Raw genomic sequence first — 14,826 nt, 5'->3', positions numbered from 1 at the left:
CGTACTTATATTTTGACGTGACAAATGTATTCAAAAAACAAACTCGCTCATTACGAGGAAAGAGGGTAATGTCTTAACTCGTAAAATGAGTTAAGACAATGTCAGGAATCTCAGCGAATTATGATTTGCGAGCGACAAGAACCGCGCGGCGAGGGGCAGGGTAGCCTTCTACAGTCTTGCTTGGGTCGTTCGGATCTAAGTAGTCAGGTAGAGAGTTATGCGTCATCCAATCTGTGGTACGTTGTTCATCTACGGATGTGATGTTTTCATCAACGATACGAACATCTTCAAAACCGACCAATTCTAACCACACTTTTAGGGCTTTTGCTGAAGGGAAGAAATAGACATTACGCATTTGCGCGTAACGAGAAGTCGGGACCAGTACTGCATTCTCATCACCTTCAATAACGAGTGTTTCCAATACGAGTTCACCACCAGATACCAATTGATCTTTTAGTTGCACTAAATGATCGAGAGGCGAGCGGCGATGGTAAAGCACGCCCATGCTGAATACCGTATCGAACGCTTCTAACTTAGGTAGCTGTTCAATGCCCAATGGCAATAGGTGCGCACGTTGGTCATCGCCCATTAGTTTACGAATTGCTTCGAACTGAATCAGGAACAGGTGAGATGGATCGATACCGACAGTTAAGCGTGCACCTTCGCCTAGCATGCGCCACATGTGGTAGCCGTTACCACAACCTACATCGAGTACGCTTCGATTCTTTAATGGTGAAATATGCGGAAGCACGCGGTCCCATTTCCAATCACTGCGCCACTCAGTATCAATATGGATGCCGTGTACGTGGTATGGGCCTTTGCGCCAAGGATGGAATGTACGAAGTAAGCTTTCTAGCTTTTTAAGTTCCCCTTGAGGCATGGGCTCATTGTTTGAAATCGTGACAGAATCAACAATGTCGATGTTGTCCGGTCTACCCGCTGGGATTTTGTTCAGGGCTTTCAACCAGCGACCAAAGTCACCGTGCTCTGCATTTTGCCAATCCGTTAGCTGTTGTGGAAGCACATTAAGCCAAGGTTGAAGACGGGTGTCTTGGGCAATCAATTGGTAGAAATTTGCAAAGTTAAACATAGTTAGTTAATCGCTGAGTTGATGGGTATAAATTATTAACAAAAGCCGAAATCGGTATGGTTCAGGCTTTGTATGCATGGTCTATTTAATCGCGAACATGGAGCCGAAGTTAAAGCATTGGAACCAAACATCGTAGCTAGAAAAGCCAATTTTAGCGAAACGCTCTTTATGCTCTTTCTTTGAATCTGGGCGCATTACATTTTCTATCGCGCTGCGCTTTTGGCTGATTTCTAGTTCGCTATAACCATTCGCACGTTTAAAGTCGTGGTGAAGGTCAATTAACAGTTCGTTCGACACTTCATCTTCGAAGACGAATTTCTCAGATAGAATCAAAATGCCGCCCGGACGAAGGCCAGCGTAAATTTTTTCGAGCAAGGAGTAACGATCTTCTGGAGAGAGGAATTGCAAAGTGAAGTTCAACACCACCACTGACGCGTTTTCAATTTCGATATTGCGAATGTCTGCTTCTACTACATCCACAGGAGTGTCACTGCGGTAAGCGTTGACGTGAAGTTTACAACGCTCAACCATCGCCGGAGAGTTGTCCACTGCGATGATTTGGCAACCTTCTTGTTTGATATGGCGACGCATAGACAATGTTGCAGCACCCAAAGAACAGCCAAGGTCATAGATGTTTGAGTGAGGTTTTACAAAACGCTCTGCCAGCATACCGATTGCAGAAATGATATTGCTGTAACCCGGTACCGATCGTTGAATCATGTCAGGAAATACTTCCGCTACGCGTTCATCGAACGTGAAATCCCCAATTTTATCGATTGGAGCCGAAAAAATAGTATCTGGATTGCTCTTAGGGTTCATAACTAAGTCTCTGCATACAAGCCGCCTGAAAATGTCAGGCACCAAAAAAGGCGCGTATTTTATGGGAATTTCGCGCCTCTGTCATGTGTTGCGTTAGAACATCTGTAACTGCGAGTTACCATCGTCAGCTGGGAAAGGCGCTAACTCAGGGAGCGTGATACGCTTTTGTATGTCTTTATATAGGTTTGCAGCCAACTCTGGCGCAATTATATTGTCTGCAGTATGGATCATGACATATGGCTGCTTACCTTCGGCAATCCATTGTGGCAACTTGCTGAGCCATGGTTTAAAAAACTCGTAGTTTTGCTGTTCTTCTGGATGACCAATAAAGCGAATCAAAGGATGTGAAGCGGTAGCAATGGCGTGAACAGGGACTCGTGGTTTTTTCATTTGTGCATCAATAATCGCCTCATTGTCGGGCTTAGCGGCAAAGACTGGGCGGCTATCCATAATAATGCGGTCAATATTATTCTCTACTAACCATTGGTTAAGTGCTCGCTCTTCTTCGCCTTTGGAGAAAAATGCCATATGGCGAACCTCAACACCGAGAGGGAAGTTAGGTGGAAAGCTCGCACAGAACTTTTTCAGTCGAACAAGGTGTTCAGGACCAAATGCGGCTGGCAATTGAATTGTCCATTGGCCCACACGGTCATGCAAAGGCTCCATGACTTTCATGAAGTCTCTCAGTTGTTCGCTGCAACCTCTTAGCATTTGCTCATGAGTGATGGCTTTAGGAAGTTTGAAAGTAAAGCGAAAATCATCGTGGGTTGCGGCTCTCCAGTTTTGCACTGTATTGAGCGTCGGTGTGGCATAAAATGTCGTGTTGCCTTCCACGGTATGAAACACTTGCGCATACCTTTCTAAACGTTCAGCGGGCTTTGTCCCGCTGCCGTAAAAACTTTGTTGCCATTGGTTGTGTGACCACATTGTCAATCCAAGTCGAAGAGGTAAGTTATCCATTATTCTTTACTGCTTGCTACTCGTGTGAATACTTTACGAGAGTTTTGCTGAAATAGGTAATTTCACGCTATAATCCTCCCCAATTTTTTCGCTTTGGTGCGCTTTTGAACATTTGTTGTACTAAAAAGCACCAGTGAATGATAAAACACACGTAATTGTATGTTGAGTAGTCGATTTTCGTGGACATTCAGCGTATAACTGAATCTTTACTCTGCTTAGCAATGAGGCTGACAGAGCGTAGTTAACAACATTTGAGAGATTGGGAATTTCATTATGCGTACCCATTACTGTGGTCACCTGAACAAGTCCCTTGCAGGACAAACTGTAGAACTTTGCGGCTGGGTTAACCGTCGTCGTGATTTAGGCGGTCTTATTTTTATTGATATGCGAGATCGCGAAGGTATCGTTCAGGTAGTTGTTGATCCAGATATGGCGGATGCGTATGAAGTGGCGAACACACTTCGTAATGAATTCTGTATCAAACTAACGGGTGAAGTGCGCGTTCGCCCAGAGAGCCAAGCAAACAAAGACATGGCAACAGGTGAAGTCGAGATCCTTGCGAAAGGTCTTGAAATCATCAACCGTTCTGATGTTCTGCCTCTAGATTTCAACCAAAAGAACTCTGAAGAGCAACGCCTGAAGTACCGTTACCTAGATCTACGTCGTCCTGAAATGAGCGACCGCATCAAGCTACGTGCTAAAGCGTCTAGCTTTGTTCGTCGTTTCCTAGATGACAACGGCTTCCTAGACATCGAAACGCCAGTACTAACAAAAGCGACACCAGAAGGCGCTCGTGACTACCTAGTACCTAGCCGTGTTCACAAAGGTAGCTTCTACGCGCTTCCTCAGTCTCCACAGCTATTCAAACAGCTTCTAATGATGTCTGGTTTTGACCGTTACTACCAAATCGTTAAGTGTTTCCGTGATGAAGACTTGCGTGCTGACCGTCAACCAGAATTCACTCAGATCGATATCGAAACGTCATTCATGACGGCTGACCAAGTTCGTGCAACGACTGAGAAAATGGTTCGTGAAATGTGGCAAGAGCTACTAAACGTTGACCTAGGTGAATTCCCAGTAATGCCGTTCAGCGAAGCGATTCGTCGTTTCGGTTCGGACAAGCCAGACCTACGTAACCCACTGGAACTAGTAGACGTTGCTGACCTAGTGAAAGACGTTGAGTTCAAAGTATTCTCAGGTCCAGCAAACGACGAAAAAGGCCGCGTTGCCGTTATTCGCGTTCCAGGTGGTGCTTCTCTGACTCGTAAGCAAATTGATGGCTACGGTGAATTCGTTGGCATCTACGGTGCGAAAGGTCTAGCTTGGATGAAGGTTAACGACCGTGCAGCGGGCATTGAAGGTATCCAATCTCCAGTCGCTAAGTTCCTAAATGAAGACGTGATCAACGGCATTCTAGATCGTACTCAAGCGGAATCTGGTGACATTATCCTATTTGGCGCTGATAAAGCGGGCATCGTTGCAGAAGCAATGGGTGCGCTACGTTTGAAACTAGGTAAAGACCTAGAGCTAACGGATGAGTCTGCATGGGCTCCACTATGGGTTGTTGACTTCCCAATGTTCGAAGAAGATGACGAAGGCAACCTACACGCGATGCACCACCCATTCACATCGCCTCTAGGTGTGACTGCAGAAGAGCTAAAAGCAAACCCAGCTGCGGCAAATTCTAACGCTTACGATATGGTTCTAAATGGCTACGAAGTGGGCGGCGGCTCTGTTCGTATCCACAACGCAGATATGCAAGAAGCCGTATTTGATATTCTAGGCATCACACCTGAAGAGCAACAGCTTAAGTTCGGCTTCCTGCTTGATGCGCTGAAATTCGGTACGCCTCCACATGCTGGTCTTGCATTTGGTCTAGACCGTCTAGTAATGCTGCTATGTGGTACAGAGAACATCCGTGATGTTATCGCGTTCCCTAAAACAACAGCAGCGGCGTGTCTACTAACAGACGCACCAAGTATTGCGAACCCAGCAGCGCTAGAAGAGCTAGCAATCGCAGTAACTGCAGCGAAAGAAAAAGACGCAGAATAAGCGCACAACATTTGAAGAAAACTCCCGCAACTGCGGGAGTTTTTGTTTAAATAAACCCAAGAAACTTCCAAAGCAATTTCCCAAGCAACGCTTTTAGAACATGTTTTGTTATTAAGCGTCAAAATACATTAAAAGGTGAATTATGGCTGGTCATAGTAAATGGGCGAATATTCGTCACCGTAAAGCAGCGCAAGATGCGAAGCGCGGCAAAATCTTTACTAAATTAATTCGTGAAATCGTTGTTGCGGCAAAAGAGGGGGGCGGTGAGCTAGAAAATAACCCACGTTTGCGAGTAGCAATTGATAAAGCACTGTCTAACAACATGACACGTGACACTGTCAACCGCGCTGTCAGCCGAGGTGCTGGTGGTGAAGGCGACGACAACATGGAAACCGTGATCTATGAAGGTTATGGTCCAGGTGGTACGGCGGTCATGGTCGAATGTATGACGGATAACCGAAATCGTACGGTATCTGGCGTACGTCATGCATTCTCAAAGTCAGGCGGTAATCTGGGGACGGATGGTAGCGTCAACTATCTTTTCGACAAGAAAGGCGTGATTTCATATGGCCCAGGTTTAGATGAAGATGGGGTAATGGAAGTAGCATTAGAAAGTGGTGCTGATGACATTGAAACGGCAGAAGATGGCTCGATTGATGTCTACACGGCCCCAGGCGATTTTGGACTCGTAAAAGATGCTCTTGATGCCGCAGGGTTTGAGGCAGAGAACGCTGAGGTGTCGCTGATCCCATCTACGAAAGCAGATTTGGACGCGGATACTGCGCCAAAACTACTTCGTTTGATTGACGCTTTGGAAGATCTGGACGACGTTCAAGAGGTTTATCACAATGGTGATATCTCTGACGACGTTGCGGCTACGCTAGATTAAACTCAAGGTGTCGGGAGCGGTATTTGCTCCGAAGTTAGCAAGTAATAATAAAAAGACTGAGGCCGAATTAGGCCTCATTTTTAGGAACATTCATGTCAATTATTTTGGGCATTGACCCAGGTTCGCGCATTACCGGCTATGGGGTCATTCGTCAAAATGGACGCCACTTGCAATACCTTGGTAGTGGCTGCATTCGTACTTCAGAAAAAGAACTTCCGGGTCGGCTTAAACAGATTTATGCAGGCGTCACGGAAATCATTACCCAGTTTCAACCGGACGTTTTCGCGGTCGAGCAAGTGTTTATGGCCAAAAACGCGGATTCAGCGCTAAAACTTGGCCAAGCTCGTGGCAGTGCAATTGTTGCTGCGGTGAATGCGGAGTTGCCGGTATTTGAATACGCGGCTCGTCTTATTAAGCAAGCTGTCGTCGGCACTGGTGGCGCGGACAAAGCGCAAGTTCAGCATATGGTTCAGCAGATGCTTAAATTGCCCGCCAAGCCTCAAGCAGATGCAGCCGATGCTTTAGGTGTGGCGATTTGTCATGCCAATACTAACAAGACTCTCGTTGCGTTAGCGGGCAAAGCAACCAGTGCCAGAAAAGGGCGCTACCGTTAAAATTAACTGGATGTCTATCCAGTTCTTTATTATCCTGTCGCAAATTCATTTCCAAAGAGTATTTATAGTGATTGGACGTCTTCGTGGCATACTGATTGAAAAACAACCACCTGAAGTATTAATTGAAGTTAATGGCATTGGCTATGAAGTCCAGATGCCAATGAGCTGTTTTTACGAACTGCCAAATGTTGGCGAAGAAGCCATTATTTATACTCACTTTGTTGTCCGTGAAGATGCGCAATTGCTATACGGTTTCAACACAGTAAAAGAACGAGCACTTTTCCGTGAAGTGATCAAAGCCAATGGCGTTGGTCCTAAACTCGGTCTTGGTATTCTCTCTGGTATGACAGCAACGCAATTTGTTACTTGTGTGGAACATGAAGACGTTTCTACGCTGGTTAAGCTTCCAGGCGTTGGCAAGAAAACCGCAGAGCGATTGGTTGTTGAAATGAAAGACCGCTTGAAAGGGTGGGGCGCTGGCGATCTATTTACACCATTTACGGATGCTGCTCCTGCGGATTCTAGTGCGACATCCAACAACGCGGAAGAAGAGGCAATCAGTGCGCTTCTAGCTCTAGGTTACAAGCCGACTCAAGCGTCGAAAGTGGTATCTCAGATCGCTAAACCGGACATGAGCAGTGAGCAAATGATCCGTGAAGCTCTAAAATCAATGGTGTAACGCTGGTTGCACAGTGAACATTTGTTCAAGATAACTCATTCTCTAAGGTTAATGCCAATCGCTTAACGATGTTTTTTGTGTCATTCCAGCGAGCCTGGCGAGACTGGGAATCTAATAGCAGCACGCTGAGCGGTTAATGAAACAATTTGACCATAAATCGCTCGGATAGAAGATCCTGTATCACGCTCCTTCGTCGCTGTACAGGATGACGAGATATAGAAATATGCCACTTGCTGTTAAACGAGCGGCATTATTCTCTCAGGTAACCATTTTTCAAGGTAAAAAGATGATTGAAGCCGATCGTTTAATCGCGCCAGAAAACCCTGCCTTTCGTGATGAAGATGTCATTGATCGTGCTATTCGGCCAAAAAAATTAGCGGATTACCAAGGTCAGGACCATGTCCGTGACCAAATGGAGATCTTCATTAAAGCTGCTCAGTTACGTAGCGAAGCACTTGATCACCTTTTGATTTTTGGTCCCCCAGGTTTGGGTAAAACCACACTTGCGAATATCGTTGCCAATGAAATGGAAGTGAACATTCGCACTACTTCAGGCCCTGTACTTGAGAAAGCAGGCGATTTGGCCGCGCTGTTAACCAACCTTGAAGAAAACGATGTGTTGTTCATCGATGAGATTCACCGCTTGAGTCCGATGGTTGAAGAGGTGCTATATCCGGCGATGGAAGATTATCAACTGGATATTATGATCGGTGAAGGTCCGGCCGCTCGTTCTATTAAGATCGATTTACCACCGTTTACGTTAATTGGTGCGACGACCCGAGCGGGCTCTTTAACGTCACCATTGCGCGACCGCTTTGGTATTACTCAGCGCCTTGAGTTTTATAAGATAAAAGACCTCCAAGATATCGTGCAGCGAAGCGCGGATTGTTTAGGTTTATCAATGGAACCTGAAGGTGCATTGGAAGTGGCAAGACGTGCGCGTGGCACGCCACGTATTGCTAACCGTTTGCTACGCCGTGTTCGTGATTATGCGGAAGTAAAAGGCAATGGTCACATTTGTGCCGATGTTGCCGATAAGGCGTTGAATATGCTTGATGTGGACGCCGAAGGCTTCGATTACATGGACCGTAAGCTACTACTCGCGATTATGGAAAAATTTGGTGGTGGTCCGGTCGGGCTCGACAACATGGCAGCGGCGATAGGTGAAGAAAAGGACACTATTGAAGACGTTCTTGAGCCTTATCTTATTCAGCAAGGTTATTTACAACGCACTCCGCGTGGAAGAATCGCGACAGATCGTGCGTATTTGCATTTCGGAATTGAAAAATAAGATTCCCTCGCTGGGCCTTTGTTGCCCAGCGCTTCATTAAAGTTGACCAAACTCACATTTTTTGAATTTTTTCTCATACTGGTTTAGTAAGTAAAAAGCATTGATTGTTAACTCGATGTTTGCTTGCAACTGGTTAATTTCTCTCCTGATTACTCTCTCTTAACATCCGTATCCAATACTGGTTGATCTAGATCAATGTGATGGATTTTTGTGCAAATTCCGCGCATAAACATTGATGTATATCAAAGCGCGTTACGGCTATAAACCTTTTGAAACAATCTGTTTTTACAAGTAATATTAGCCCTAGCTATATTAGCTGATGCTTAACAATTAACTAACCAATGAAGCACATTTTTGCAACAATGAGTTGTGATAATTCAACATTTTTCAAGTGTAAATAACACCTGAATATGGATTGCAATATGTAGAGAGTGTCATTCAGCCGACACATAGGAGTTACCATGATTGACGTAGTTGATCTATCGCGGTTGCAGTTTGCACTGACAGCGATGTATCACTTCCTATTCGTACCATTGACCCTTGGTATGGCCTTCCTTCTGGCCATTATGGAATCGATGTACGTAATGACGAACAAGCAAATCTATAAGGACATGACCAAGTTCTGGGGTAAGCTATTCGGTATTAACTTTGCACTTGGTGTGGCGACAGGCCTTACCATGGAGTTCCAGTTTGGTACGAACTGGTCTTACTACTCCCACTATGTAGGTGATATCTTCGGTGCACCGCTAGCGATCGAAGCACTTGTCGCATTCTTCCTGGAGTCAACTTTTGTTGGTCTATTCTTCTTCGGGTGGGATCGTCTATCTAAACGCCAACACTTAGCGGTTACCTGGCTTGTGGCACTAGGCTCTAACTTCTCTGCTCTTTGGATTCTTATCGCAAACGGCTGGATGCAAAACCCAGTAGGCGCAGATTTCAACTTCGAAACCATGCGAATGGAAATGGTGAGCTTCTCTGAGGTTGTACTAAACCCAGTTGCACAGGTTAAGTTCGTGCATACGGTTGCTTCTGGTTACACTTGTGGCGCAATGTTTATTCTAGGCATCAGTTCATACTACCTATTAAAAGGTCGTGACATTGCGTTTGCTCGTCGTTCGTTTGCTATTGCTGCTTCTTTCGGTATTGCAGCTATCTTATCTACCATCGTTCTTGGTGACGAATCTGGCTACGAGCTTGGTGAAGTTCAAAAAGTGAAACTCGCTGCAATTGAAGCAGAGTGGCACACTGAACCTGCACCTGCCGCATTTACGTTATTTGGTGTTCCTAACCAGGAAACGATGCATACCGATTACGCAATTAAGATCCCTTACGTAATGGGTATTATCGCGACACGCTCTTTTGATGAGCAAGTAACAGGTCTTCGTGATTTACGTGATGAACACGTCGATCGTATTCGTGACGGCATGTACGCTTATGAACTTCTAGAGAAGCTTCGTGCGGGCGACAAGTCAGAAGAAAACATGACTGCGTTTGATGAAGTGAAAGGTGACCTAGGTTACGGTCTACTTCTAAAACGCTACACAGACAATGTTGTTGATGCAACAGAAGAGCAAATCCAAGCTGCTGCGGACGACTCAATCCCAACAGTATGGCCGCTATTCTGGTCATTCCGTATCATGGTTGCTTGTGGCTTCATCATGTTGTTTGTCTTTGGTGCGGCGTTTATCCAAACGTGTCGTCAGAAGATTGAACAGAAACAATGGATTCTAAAAGCTGCACTATTTAGCATTCCACTACCTTGGATTGCAATTGAAGCGGGTTGGTTCGTCGCTGAGTACGGCCGTCAACCTTGGGCTGTAGGTGAAATTTTACCAGTGCATGTTGCAGCTTCTGCACTAACTGCAGGTGAAATCTGGACTTCACTCTTCGCAATTCTGGCGCTATACACGGTATTCCTGATTGCAGAAGTTTACCTAATGTTGAAATTCGCTCGTAAAGGCCCAAGTAGCCTGAAAACGGGTCGCTACCACTTCGAGCAAAATGCTGACTCTGTTGAAGACAAAGTTAGTCGCCAAGTAGAAGCGTAAGGTAAGGAGATAACAAGATGTTTGATTACGAAATCTTGCGACTCATCTGGTGGGTACTAATCGGTGTTCTACTAGTTGGTTTTGCAGTAACAGACGGCTTCGATATGGGTGTAGGCGCGCTTGTACCTATCATCGGTAAAAACGACACGCAACGCCGTGTCATGATTAACTCAATTGCTCCTCACTGGGATGGTAACCAAGTTTGGCTTATCACTGCTGGTGGTGCACTGTTCGCTGCTTGGCCTTTGGTTTACGCAACGTCATTTTCAGGCTTCTACTTAGCGATGATTTTGACACTAGCAGCGCTATGGCTTCGTCCTCTGGGCCTAGACTACCGCTCTAAAATCGAAGATCCAAAATGGCGCAATACCTGGGATATCTGTATCTCAATCAGTGGTTTTGTTCCGCCAATCATCTTTGGTGTAGCGTTTGGTAACCTTCTACAAGGTGTACCATTCCAATTGAGTGAGTTCTTGATGCCAACATACCATGGCTCATTCTTTGGTCTACTAAACCCATTTGCACTGTTGTGTGGTCTAGTAAGCTTGTTCATGATTTTGATGCAAGGTTCTACTTGGCTACAAATGAAAACAACAGGCGAAGTGCATGTGCGTGCGCGCAACGTTGCTCAGTTGGCTGGTTTACTGACGGTTGCTGCGTTTGTAGCGGCTGGTTTCTGGATCCAAAATATCGATGGCTACGTCATTGTTGGCGGTATCGACACTAACGCTGCTTCTAACCCTCTAAACAAAGAGGTTATCCGTGAAGCTGGTGCGTGGATGAAGAACTTTGAAAACTACCCACTACTATGGGCTGCTCCTGTATTAGGTGTTGCAATGCCGCTTCTCGCTGTATTGGCATCTCGTCTTGAAAAATGTGCGATTTCGTTCATTACTTCAAGCTTGGGTGTTGCTGGTGTTATCTTTACTGCAGGTTTTGCGATGTTCCCATTCATCATGCCTTCAGACTTAATGCCAAGCCACAGCTTAACAATGTGGGATGCAACGTCATCTGAGCTGACTCTGAACCTAATGACAGGCGTTGCGTTTGTTATGGTGCCAATCATCCTTGGTTACACATCTTGGACTTACTACAAGATGTTTGGTCGCCTTGATGACCAGTACATTGAAGACAACAAAAACTCACTTTACTAAGGAGCATTTACTATGTGGTATTTCGCATGGATTCTAGGTGTACTACTTGCTTGTGCATTCGGTATCATCAACGCTCTTTGGCTAGAGCACTCAGAAATGATGGATAAAGACAGTGAGTAACCTCGCTGATAAGGTAGCGAAACTTCACGCACCAATGGATAAGACTCTGCTACGAGTCTTATCTCTCATCCTTGGCTTTATGCACGTAGGATTGGTGATGTGGGACCCTGAAGCTTACCATCAAGCAATTGGTGGTTTTAACTCAATCATCGCACCAGCACTGATTTGGTCTGTATGTTCAAGCATGGTGTATGGGGTGGGCTTCAAGCCAAGAAACTGGTACTGGCAAGTTTTGTTTAGTCCTTATTTCTCGTTAGCTATCTTAATTTATCTAACGGCACTTTATTTCATTTAGGCTGAAATATGCTGTAATAAAGTCGGTTACTAAATCATCGAATAAAAGCTAGGTATCTCGCCTAGCTTTTATTTTTTCTACAAATTTCAAAAATATTTCCTTAGCTCGGTACCAATTGCTGTCGCTTCAGTTATAGTAATTACTTTAAAGAATTGAATATATTGGTACTCCCTTGCAAGGCACATCAAATCTCTTTCACTGGCCGATCACCGTGTACTATGAAGACACTGATGCGGGCGGTGTTGTATATCATTCTAATTATCTAAAATTCTTTGAGCGCGCACGGACAGAGATGTTACGTGCTAAAGGCATTTCTCAACATGTGTTACTGGAACAAAATATCGGCTTTGTTGTCCGACACATGGATATCGATTTCAACCAAGGGGCTAGGCTGGACGAGCATCTGACAGTCGTAACCCGAGTGTCAGAAATAAAACGTGCTTCTCTGCAATTCTGTCAAGAGTTGGTCAATGATCAAGGCAAGATATTGTGCAAGGCCTCGGTTAAGGTAGCATGTATCGATAATAAGAAAATGAAACCAATAGCTATTCCAACCTTTATAAATTCGGAGCTAACAAATAGTGACTGCTGATATTTCCATTTTAGATCTCTTTCTTCAGGCCAGTCTGTTGGTAAAGCTTGTGATGCTGACGTTGCTTGGCATGTCAATTGTGTCATGGGCAATGATCATCAAGCGCAGCAAAGTGCTTTCTCAAGCATCAAAAAATGCAGAGCAGTTTGAAGACAAATTTTGGTCGGGTACTGATCTTTCTCAGCTTTACCAAAAAGTAAAAGCGCGTAAAGACGAAATTGAAGGCACAGAAGAAATCTTCTACGCAGGTTTTACAGAGTTTGCTCGCCTACGTAAGAGCAACGCAAATTCACCAGCTTACATCATGGAAGGCACTGGCCGCGCAATGCGCGTTGCTGTTTCTCGTGAAGTAGATGAGCTAGAAACAAGCTTACCGTTTTTGGCAACAGTCGGTTCTATAAGCCCTTATATCGGCCTATTTGGTACCGTTTGGGGCATCATGCACGCCTTTATTGCGCTGGGTGAAGTAAAGCAAGCTACGTTGTCTATGGTTGCACCGGGTATCGCCGAGGCACTTATCGCGACAGCGATGGGTCTATTTGCGGCTATTCCGGCAGTAATGGCGTACAACCGCCTAAGCAATAAAGTGAGTAAACTAGAGCACACTTACGCAACATTTTCTGAAGAATTCCACAGCATCCTTCATCGTCAAGCGATGGCTGGCCGAGACAGCGCGGATAAGGAATAAAGCATGGCGGGTTATCAACCTAAAAAGCGAAAAATGACAGCGGAGATCAACGTTGTTCCGTATATCGACGTAATGCTCGTACTGTTGATCATTTTTATGGCGACCGCTCCATTTGTGACTCAAGGCGTCGACGTTGATCTTCCGAAAACATCGACTGCAGAATCTATGCAAGACCTTGCTGGCGAGACTGACAGTAGCTTTATTATCATCGAAATTGATAGCGAGGGTAATTTAGGCCTAAGCGTCAATGATGAAGAAGTTCAGCGAGGTTTGTCGTTGCAAGATGTTATTGTGCGAGTGAAAGCGGAGCGAGAGGTTAAGCCGGATTCACCAGTTGCGGTAGGTGGCGACGCGGCAACACCATATGCCGATGTTGTTCTATTGCTGGATGAACTAAGTCGAGCTGGTATCCCTAAGGTAGGTCTAATGACCGATATCAGGGAATAGACATCAATTATCTATGAAAGATCACAAGAAGAAACCCAACCAATACACCAAACCGATAGCAATATCGGTTGGTTTGCATGCAATTCTAGTTGCAGCCCTGCTTTGGGGGACGGACTTCAATATGTCTAAACCAGAGCCTACAGGGCAAATGGTTCAAGCTGTTGTCATCGATCCAAAACTTGTGCAGCAACAAGCGAAAGAAATTCGCCAGCAACGCGAAAAGGCAGCGAAAAAAGAACAAGAGCGTCTTGATAAACTGAGACGCGAAGCTGAGCAGCTAGAAAAAAACCGCAAAGCTGAAGAAGAGCAAATTCGCAAGTTGAAAGAGCAGCAAGCGAAAGATGCTCAAGCGGCACGAGAAGCAGAAGCTGCGCGTAAGAAAAAAGAGCAAGAGCGCAAGCAGGAAGAAGAACGTGTTCGCAAAGAAAAAGAGCGAGCTGCTAAGCTAGAAAAAGAGCGCAAGGAAAAAGAAGAAGCCGTGCGTAAAGCTGAACAGCAGCGTTTAGCAAAAGAGGCGGCTATCGCAAAAGCTGAGCAAGAACGTTTAGCTCGTGAAAAAGCAGCAAAAGAAGCGGAAGAAAAAGCACGTCGTGAGCGTGAAGCAGCTGAAAAAGCTGAACAAGAGCGCATCGCAAAAGAGAAAGCGGCAAAAGAGGCAGCGGAGCGAGAGCGTAAAGCGAGAGAAGCAGCTGAGCGTGCCGAGCGTGAGCGTAAAGCTCAAGAAGCCGCGTTAGATGATATTTTTGCGGGTCTCGAGGATGAGGTCAGTAAAAACAGTGCTGCGCGCAATCAATTTATTGACGACGAACTTTCTCGTATGTCATCCATCTATACTCAAAATATTCAGCAAAAGCTGATTAAGGATGACTACTTGCTGGGAAAGGAGTGTAGGGTAAACATCAAATTGATTCCGACAGGAACTGATATGATGGTCTCTGGTGTTACCGTTTTGAGTGGTGATACTCGAGTATGTGCTGCGGCGAAGCGAGCAATAGCTCAGGTAGGGACGTTCCCTAAATCTTCAGAATCAGCGGTCAATGAAAGACTAAAAGACATCAACATAACTGTTGCTTTGGACTAAAAGGAAT

16 protein-coding genes are annotated in these 14,826 nt (G+C 45.3%); 13 read left to right on the top strand and 3 right to left on the bottom strand.

Translation table 11 applies throughout. The features are described 5' to 3' along the window. Positions 1-118 precede the first annotated feature (118 nt). From cmoB to R7Z49_RS13285, 3 genes are all read right to left on the bottom strand, one after another. On the bottom strand, positions 119-1,090 hold the full coding sequence (cmoB, locus tag R7Z49_RS13295) for a tRNA 5-methoxyuridine(34)/uridine 5-oxyacetic acid(34) synthase CmoB (protein WP_005387902.1): 972 nt from the start codon (positions 1,088-1,090) through the stop codon (positions 119-121). Positions 1,091-1,171: 81 nt separating this feature from the next. Then, entirely contained in the window at positions 1,172-1,909 is a 738-nt protein-coding gene (gene cmoA / locus R7Z49_RS13290; RefSeq protein WP_017635063.1) for a carboxy-S-adenosyl-L-methionine synthase CmoA, read from the bottom strand. A gap of 93 nt (positions 1,910-2,002) precedes the next feature. Beyond that, positions 2,003-2,869 (bottom strand): DUF72 domain-containing protein, encoded by an 867-nt coding sequence (locus R7Z49_RS13285; RefSeq protein ID WP_053349443.1) that lies wholly within the window; start codon positions 2,867-2,869, stop codon positions 2,003-2,005. Positions 2,870-3,142: 273 nt separating this feature from the next. Between R7Z49_RS13285 and aspS the strand changes: the two genes are divergently transcribed. From aspS to tolA, 13 genes are all read left to right on the top strand, one after another. Then, the gene (gene aspS, locus R7Z49_RS13280; RefSeq protein WP_258483675.1) at positions 3,143-4,921 is read left to right on the top strand and encodes an aspartate--tRNA ligase; all 1,779 of its coding nucleotides are present in this window, start codon (positions 3,143-3,145) and stop codon (positions 4,919-4,921) included. A 142-nt stretch (positions 4,922-5,063) separates the two neighbouring features. Beyond that, a complete protein-coding gene (locus tag R7Z49_RS13275) occupies positions 5,064-5,810 on the top strand; it encodes a YebC/PmpR family DNA-binding transcriptional regulator (RefSeq protein ID WP_318111736.1) in 747 nt (248 codons plus the stop codon). A 92-nt stretch (positions 5,811-5,902) separates the two neighbouring features. Next, the gene (gene ruvC / locus R7Z49_RS13270; protein WP_318111734.1) at positions 5,903-6,424 is read left to right on the top strand and encodes a crossover junction endodeoxyribonuclease RuvC; all 522 of its coding nucleotides are present in this window, start codon (positions 5,903-5,905) and stop codon (positions 6,422-6,424) included. A 67-nt stretch (positions 6,425-6,491) separates the two neighbouring features. Further along, positions 6,492-7,103 carry a Holliday junction branch migration protein RuvA gene (ruvA, locus tag R7Z49_RS13265; protein ID WP_017820041.1) on the top strand — a complete coding sequence of 204 codons (612 nt, stop codon included), beginning with the start codon at positions 6,492-6,494 and terminating at the stop codon, positions 7,101-7,103. Positions 7,104-7,389: 286 nt separating this feature from the next. Next, positions 7,390-8,394, top strand: coding sequence for a Holliday junction branch migration DNA helicase RuvB (gene ruvB, locus R7Z49_RS13260; protein WP_005378312.1), 1,005 nt, complete (start codon positions 7,390-7,392; stop codon positions 8,392-8,394). A gap of 461 nt (positions 8,395-8,855) precedes the next feature. Further along, positions 8,856-10,442: a cytochrome ubiquinol oxidase subunit I gene (cydA, locus tag R7Z49_RS13255; RefSeq protein WP_005378311.1), complete on the top strand. Its 1,587-nt coding sequence runs from the start codon at positions 8,856-8,858 to the stop codon at positions 10,440-10,442. 17 nt (positions 10,443-10,459) lie between these two features. Further along, a complete protein-coding gene (gene cydB / locus R7Z49_RS13250) occupies positions 10,460-11,596 on the top strand; it encodes a cytochrome d ubiquinol oxidase subunit II (RefSeq protein ID WP_006742909.1) in 1,137 nt (378 codons plus the stop codon). A 12-nt stretch (positions 11,597-11,608) separates the two neighbouring features. Beyond that, entirely contained in the window at positions 11,609-11,716 is a 108-nt protein-coding gene (cydX, locus tag R7Z49_RS13245; RefSeq protein WP_000270284.1) for a cytochrome bd-I oxidase subunit CydX, read from the top strand. Beyond that, on the top strand, positions 11,709-12,011 hold the full coding sequence (gene ybgE, locus R7Z49_RS13240; protein ID WP_005378304.1) for a cyd operon protein YbgE: 303 nt from the start codon (positions 11,709-11,711) through the stop codon (positions 12,009-12,011). Before cydX ends, ybgE begins: the two co-directional genes overlap by 8 nt. A gap of 172 nt (positions 12,012-12,183) precedes the next feature. After that, positions 12,184-12,603 carry a tol-pal system-associated acyl-CoA thioesterase gene (gene ybgC, locus R7Z49_RS13235; protein WP_017820044.1) on the top strand — a complete coding sequence of 140 codons (420 nt, stop codon included), beginning with the start codon at positions 12,184-12,186 and terminating at the stop codon, positions 12,601-12,603. Beyond that, complete coding sequence (gene tolQ, locus R7Z49_RS13230; RefSeq protein ID WP_005378301.1) at positions 12,593-13,291, top strand: protein TolQ; 699 nt, start codon at positions 12,593-12,595, stop codon at positions 13,289-13,291. Before ybgC ends, tolQ begins: the two co-directional genes overlap by 11 nt. A 3-nt stretch (positions 13,292-13,294) precedes the next feature. After that, the gene (locus R7Z49_RS13225; protein ID WP_005378298.1) at positions 13,295-13,738 is read left to right on the top strand and encodes an ExbD/TolR family protein; all 444 of its coding nucleotides are present in this window, start codon (positions 13,295-13,297) and stop codon (positions 13,736-13,738) included. Positions 13,739-13,751: 13 nt separating this feature from the next. Beyond that, positions 13,752-14,819 carry a cell envelope integrity protein TolA gene (tolA, locus tag R7Z49_RS13220; protein ID WP_258475017.1) on the top strand — a complete coding sequence of 356 codons (1,068 nt, stop codon included), beginning with the start codon at positions 13,752-13,754 and terminating at the stop codon, positions 14,817-14,819. Positions 14,820-14,826 lie beyond the last annotated feature (7 nt).

The sequence above is a fragment of the Vibrio sp. 1562 genome, from assembly GCF_033340155.1.
Taxonomy (GTDB): domain Bacteria; phylum Pseudomonadota; class Gammaproteobacteria; order Enterobacterales; family Vibrionaceae; genus Vibrio; species Vibrio alginolyticus.
This window is presented reverse-complemented; position numbering and strand designations above follow the sequence as displayed.

Bases quoted from the DNA above. Each gene is read 5' to 3' on its own strand.
- ruvB (WP_005378312.1), top strand. From the start codon at position 7,390: ATGATTGAAGCCGATCGTTTAATCGCGCCAGAAAACCCTGCCTTTCGT.
- R7Z49_RS13275 (WP_318111736.1), top strand. From the start codon at position 5,064: ATGGCTGGTCATAGTAAATGGGCGAATATTCGTCACCGTAAAGCAGCG.
- ruvC (WP_318111734.1), top strand. From the start codon at position 5,903: ATGTCAATTATTTTGGGCATTGACCCAGGTTCGCGCATTACCGGCTAT.
- cydB (WP_006742909.1), top strand. From the start codon at position 10,460: ATGTTTGATTACGAAATCTTGCGACTCATCTGGTGGGTACTAATCGGT.
- R7Z49_RS13225 (WP_005378298.1), top strand. From the start codon at position 13,295: ATGGCGGGTTATCAACCTAAAAAGCGAAAAATGACAGCGGAGATCAAC.
- cmoB (WP_005387902.1), bottom strand. From the start codon at position 1,090: ATGTTTAACTTTGCAAATTTCTACCAATTGATTGCCCAAGACACCCGT.
- R7Z49_RS13285 (WP_053349443.1), bottom strand. From the start codon at position 2,869: ATGGATAACTTACCTCTTCGACTTGGATTGACAATGTGGTCACACAAC.
- cydA (WP_005378311.1), top strand. From the start codon at position 8,856: ATGATTGACGTAGTTGATCTATCGCGGTTGCAGTTTGCACTGACAGCG.
- tolA (WP_258475017.1), top strand. From the start codon at position 13,752: ATGAAAGATCACAAGAAGAAACCCAACCAATACACCAAACCGATAGCA.
- aspS (WP_258483675.1), top strand. From the start codon at position 3,143: ATGCGTACCCATTACTGTGGTCACCTGAACAAGTCCCTTGCAGGACAA.
- cydX (WP_000270284.1), top strand. From the start codon at position 11,609: ATGTGGTATTTCGCATGGATTCTAGGTGTACTACTTGCTTGTGCATTC.
- cmoA (WP_017635063.1), bottom strand. From the start codon at position 1,909: ATGAACCCTAAGAGCAATCCAGATACTATTTTTTCGGCTCCAATCGAT.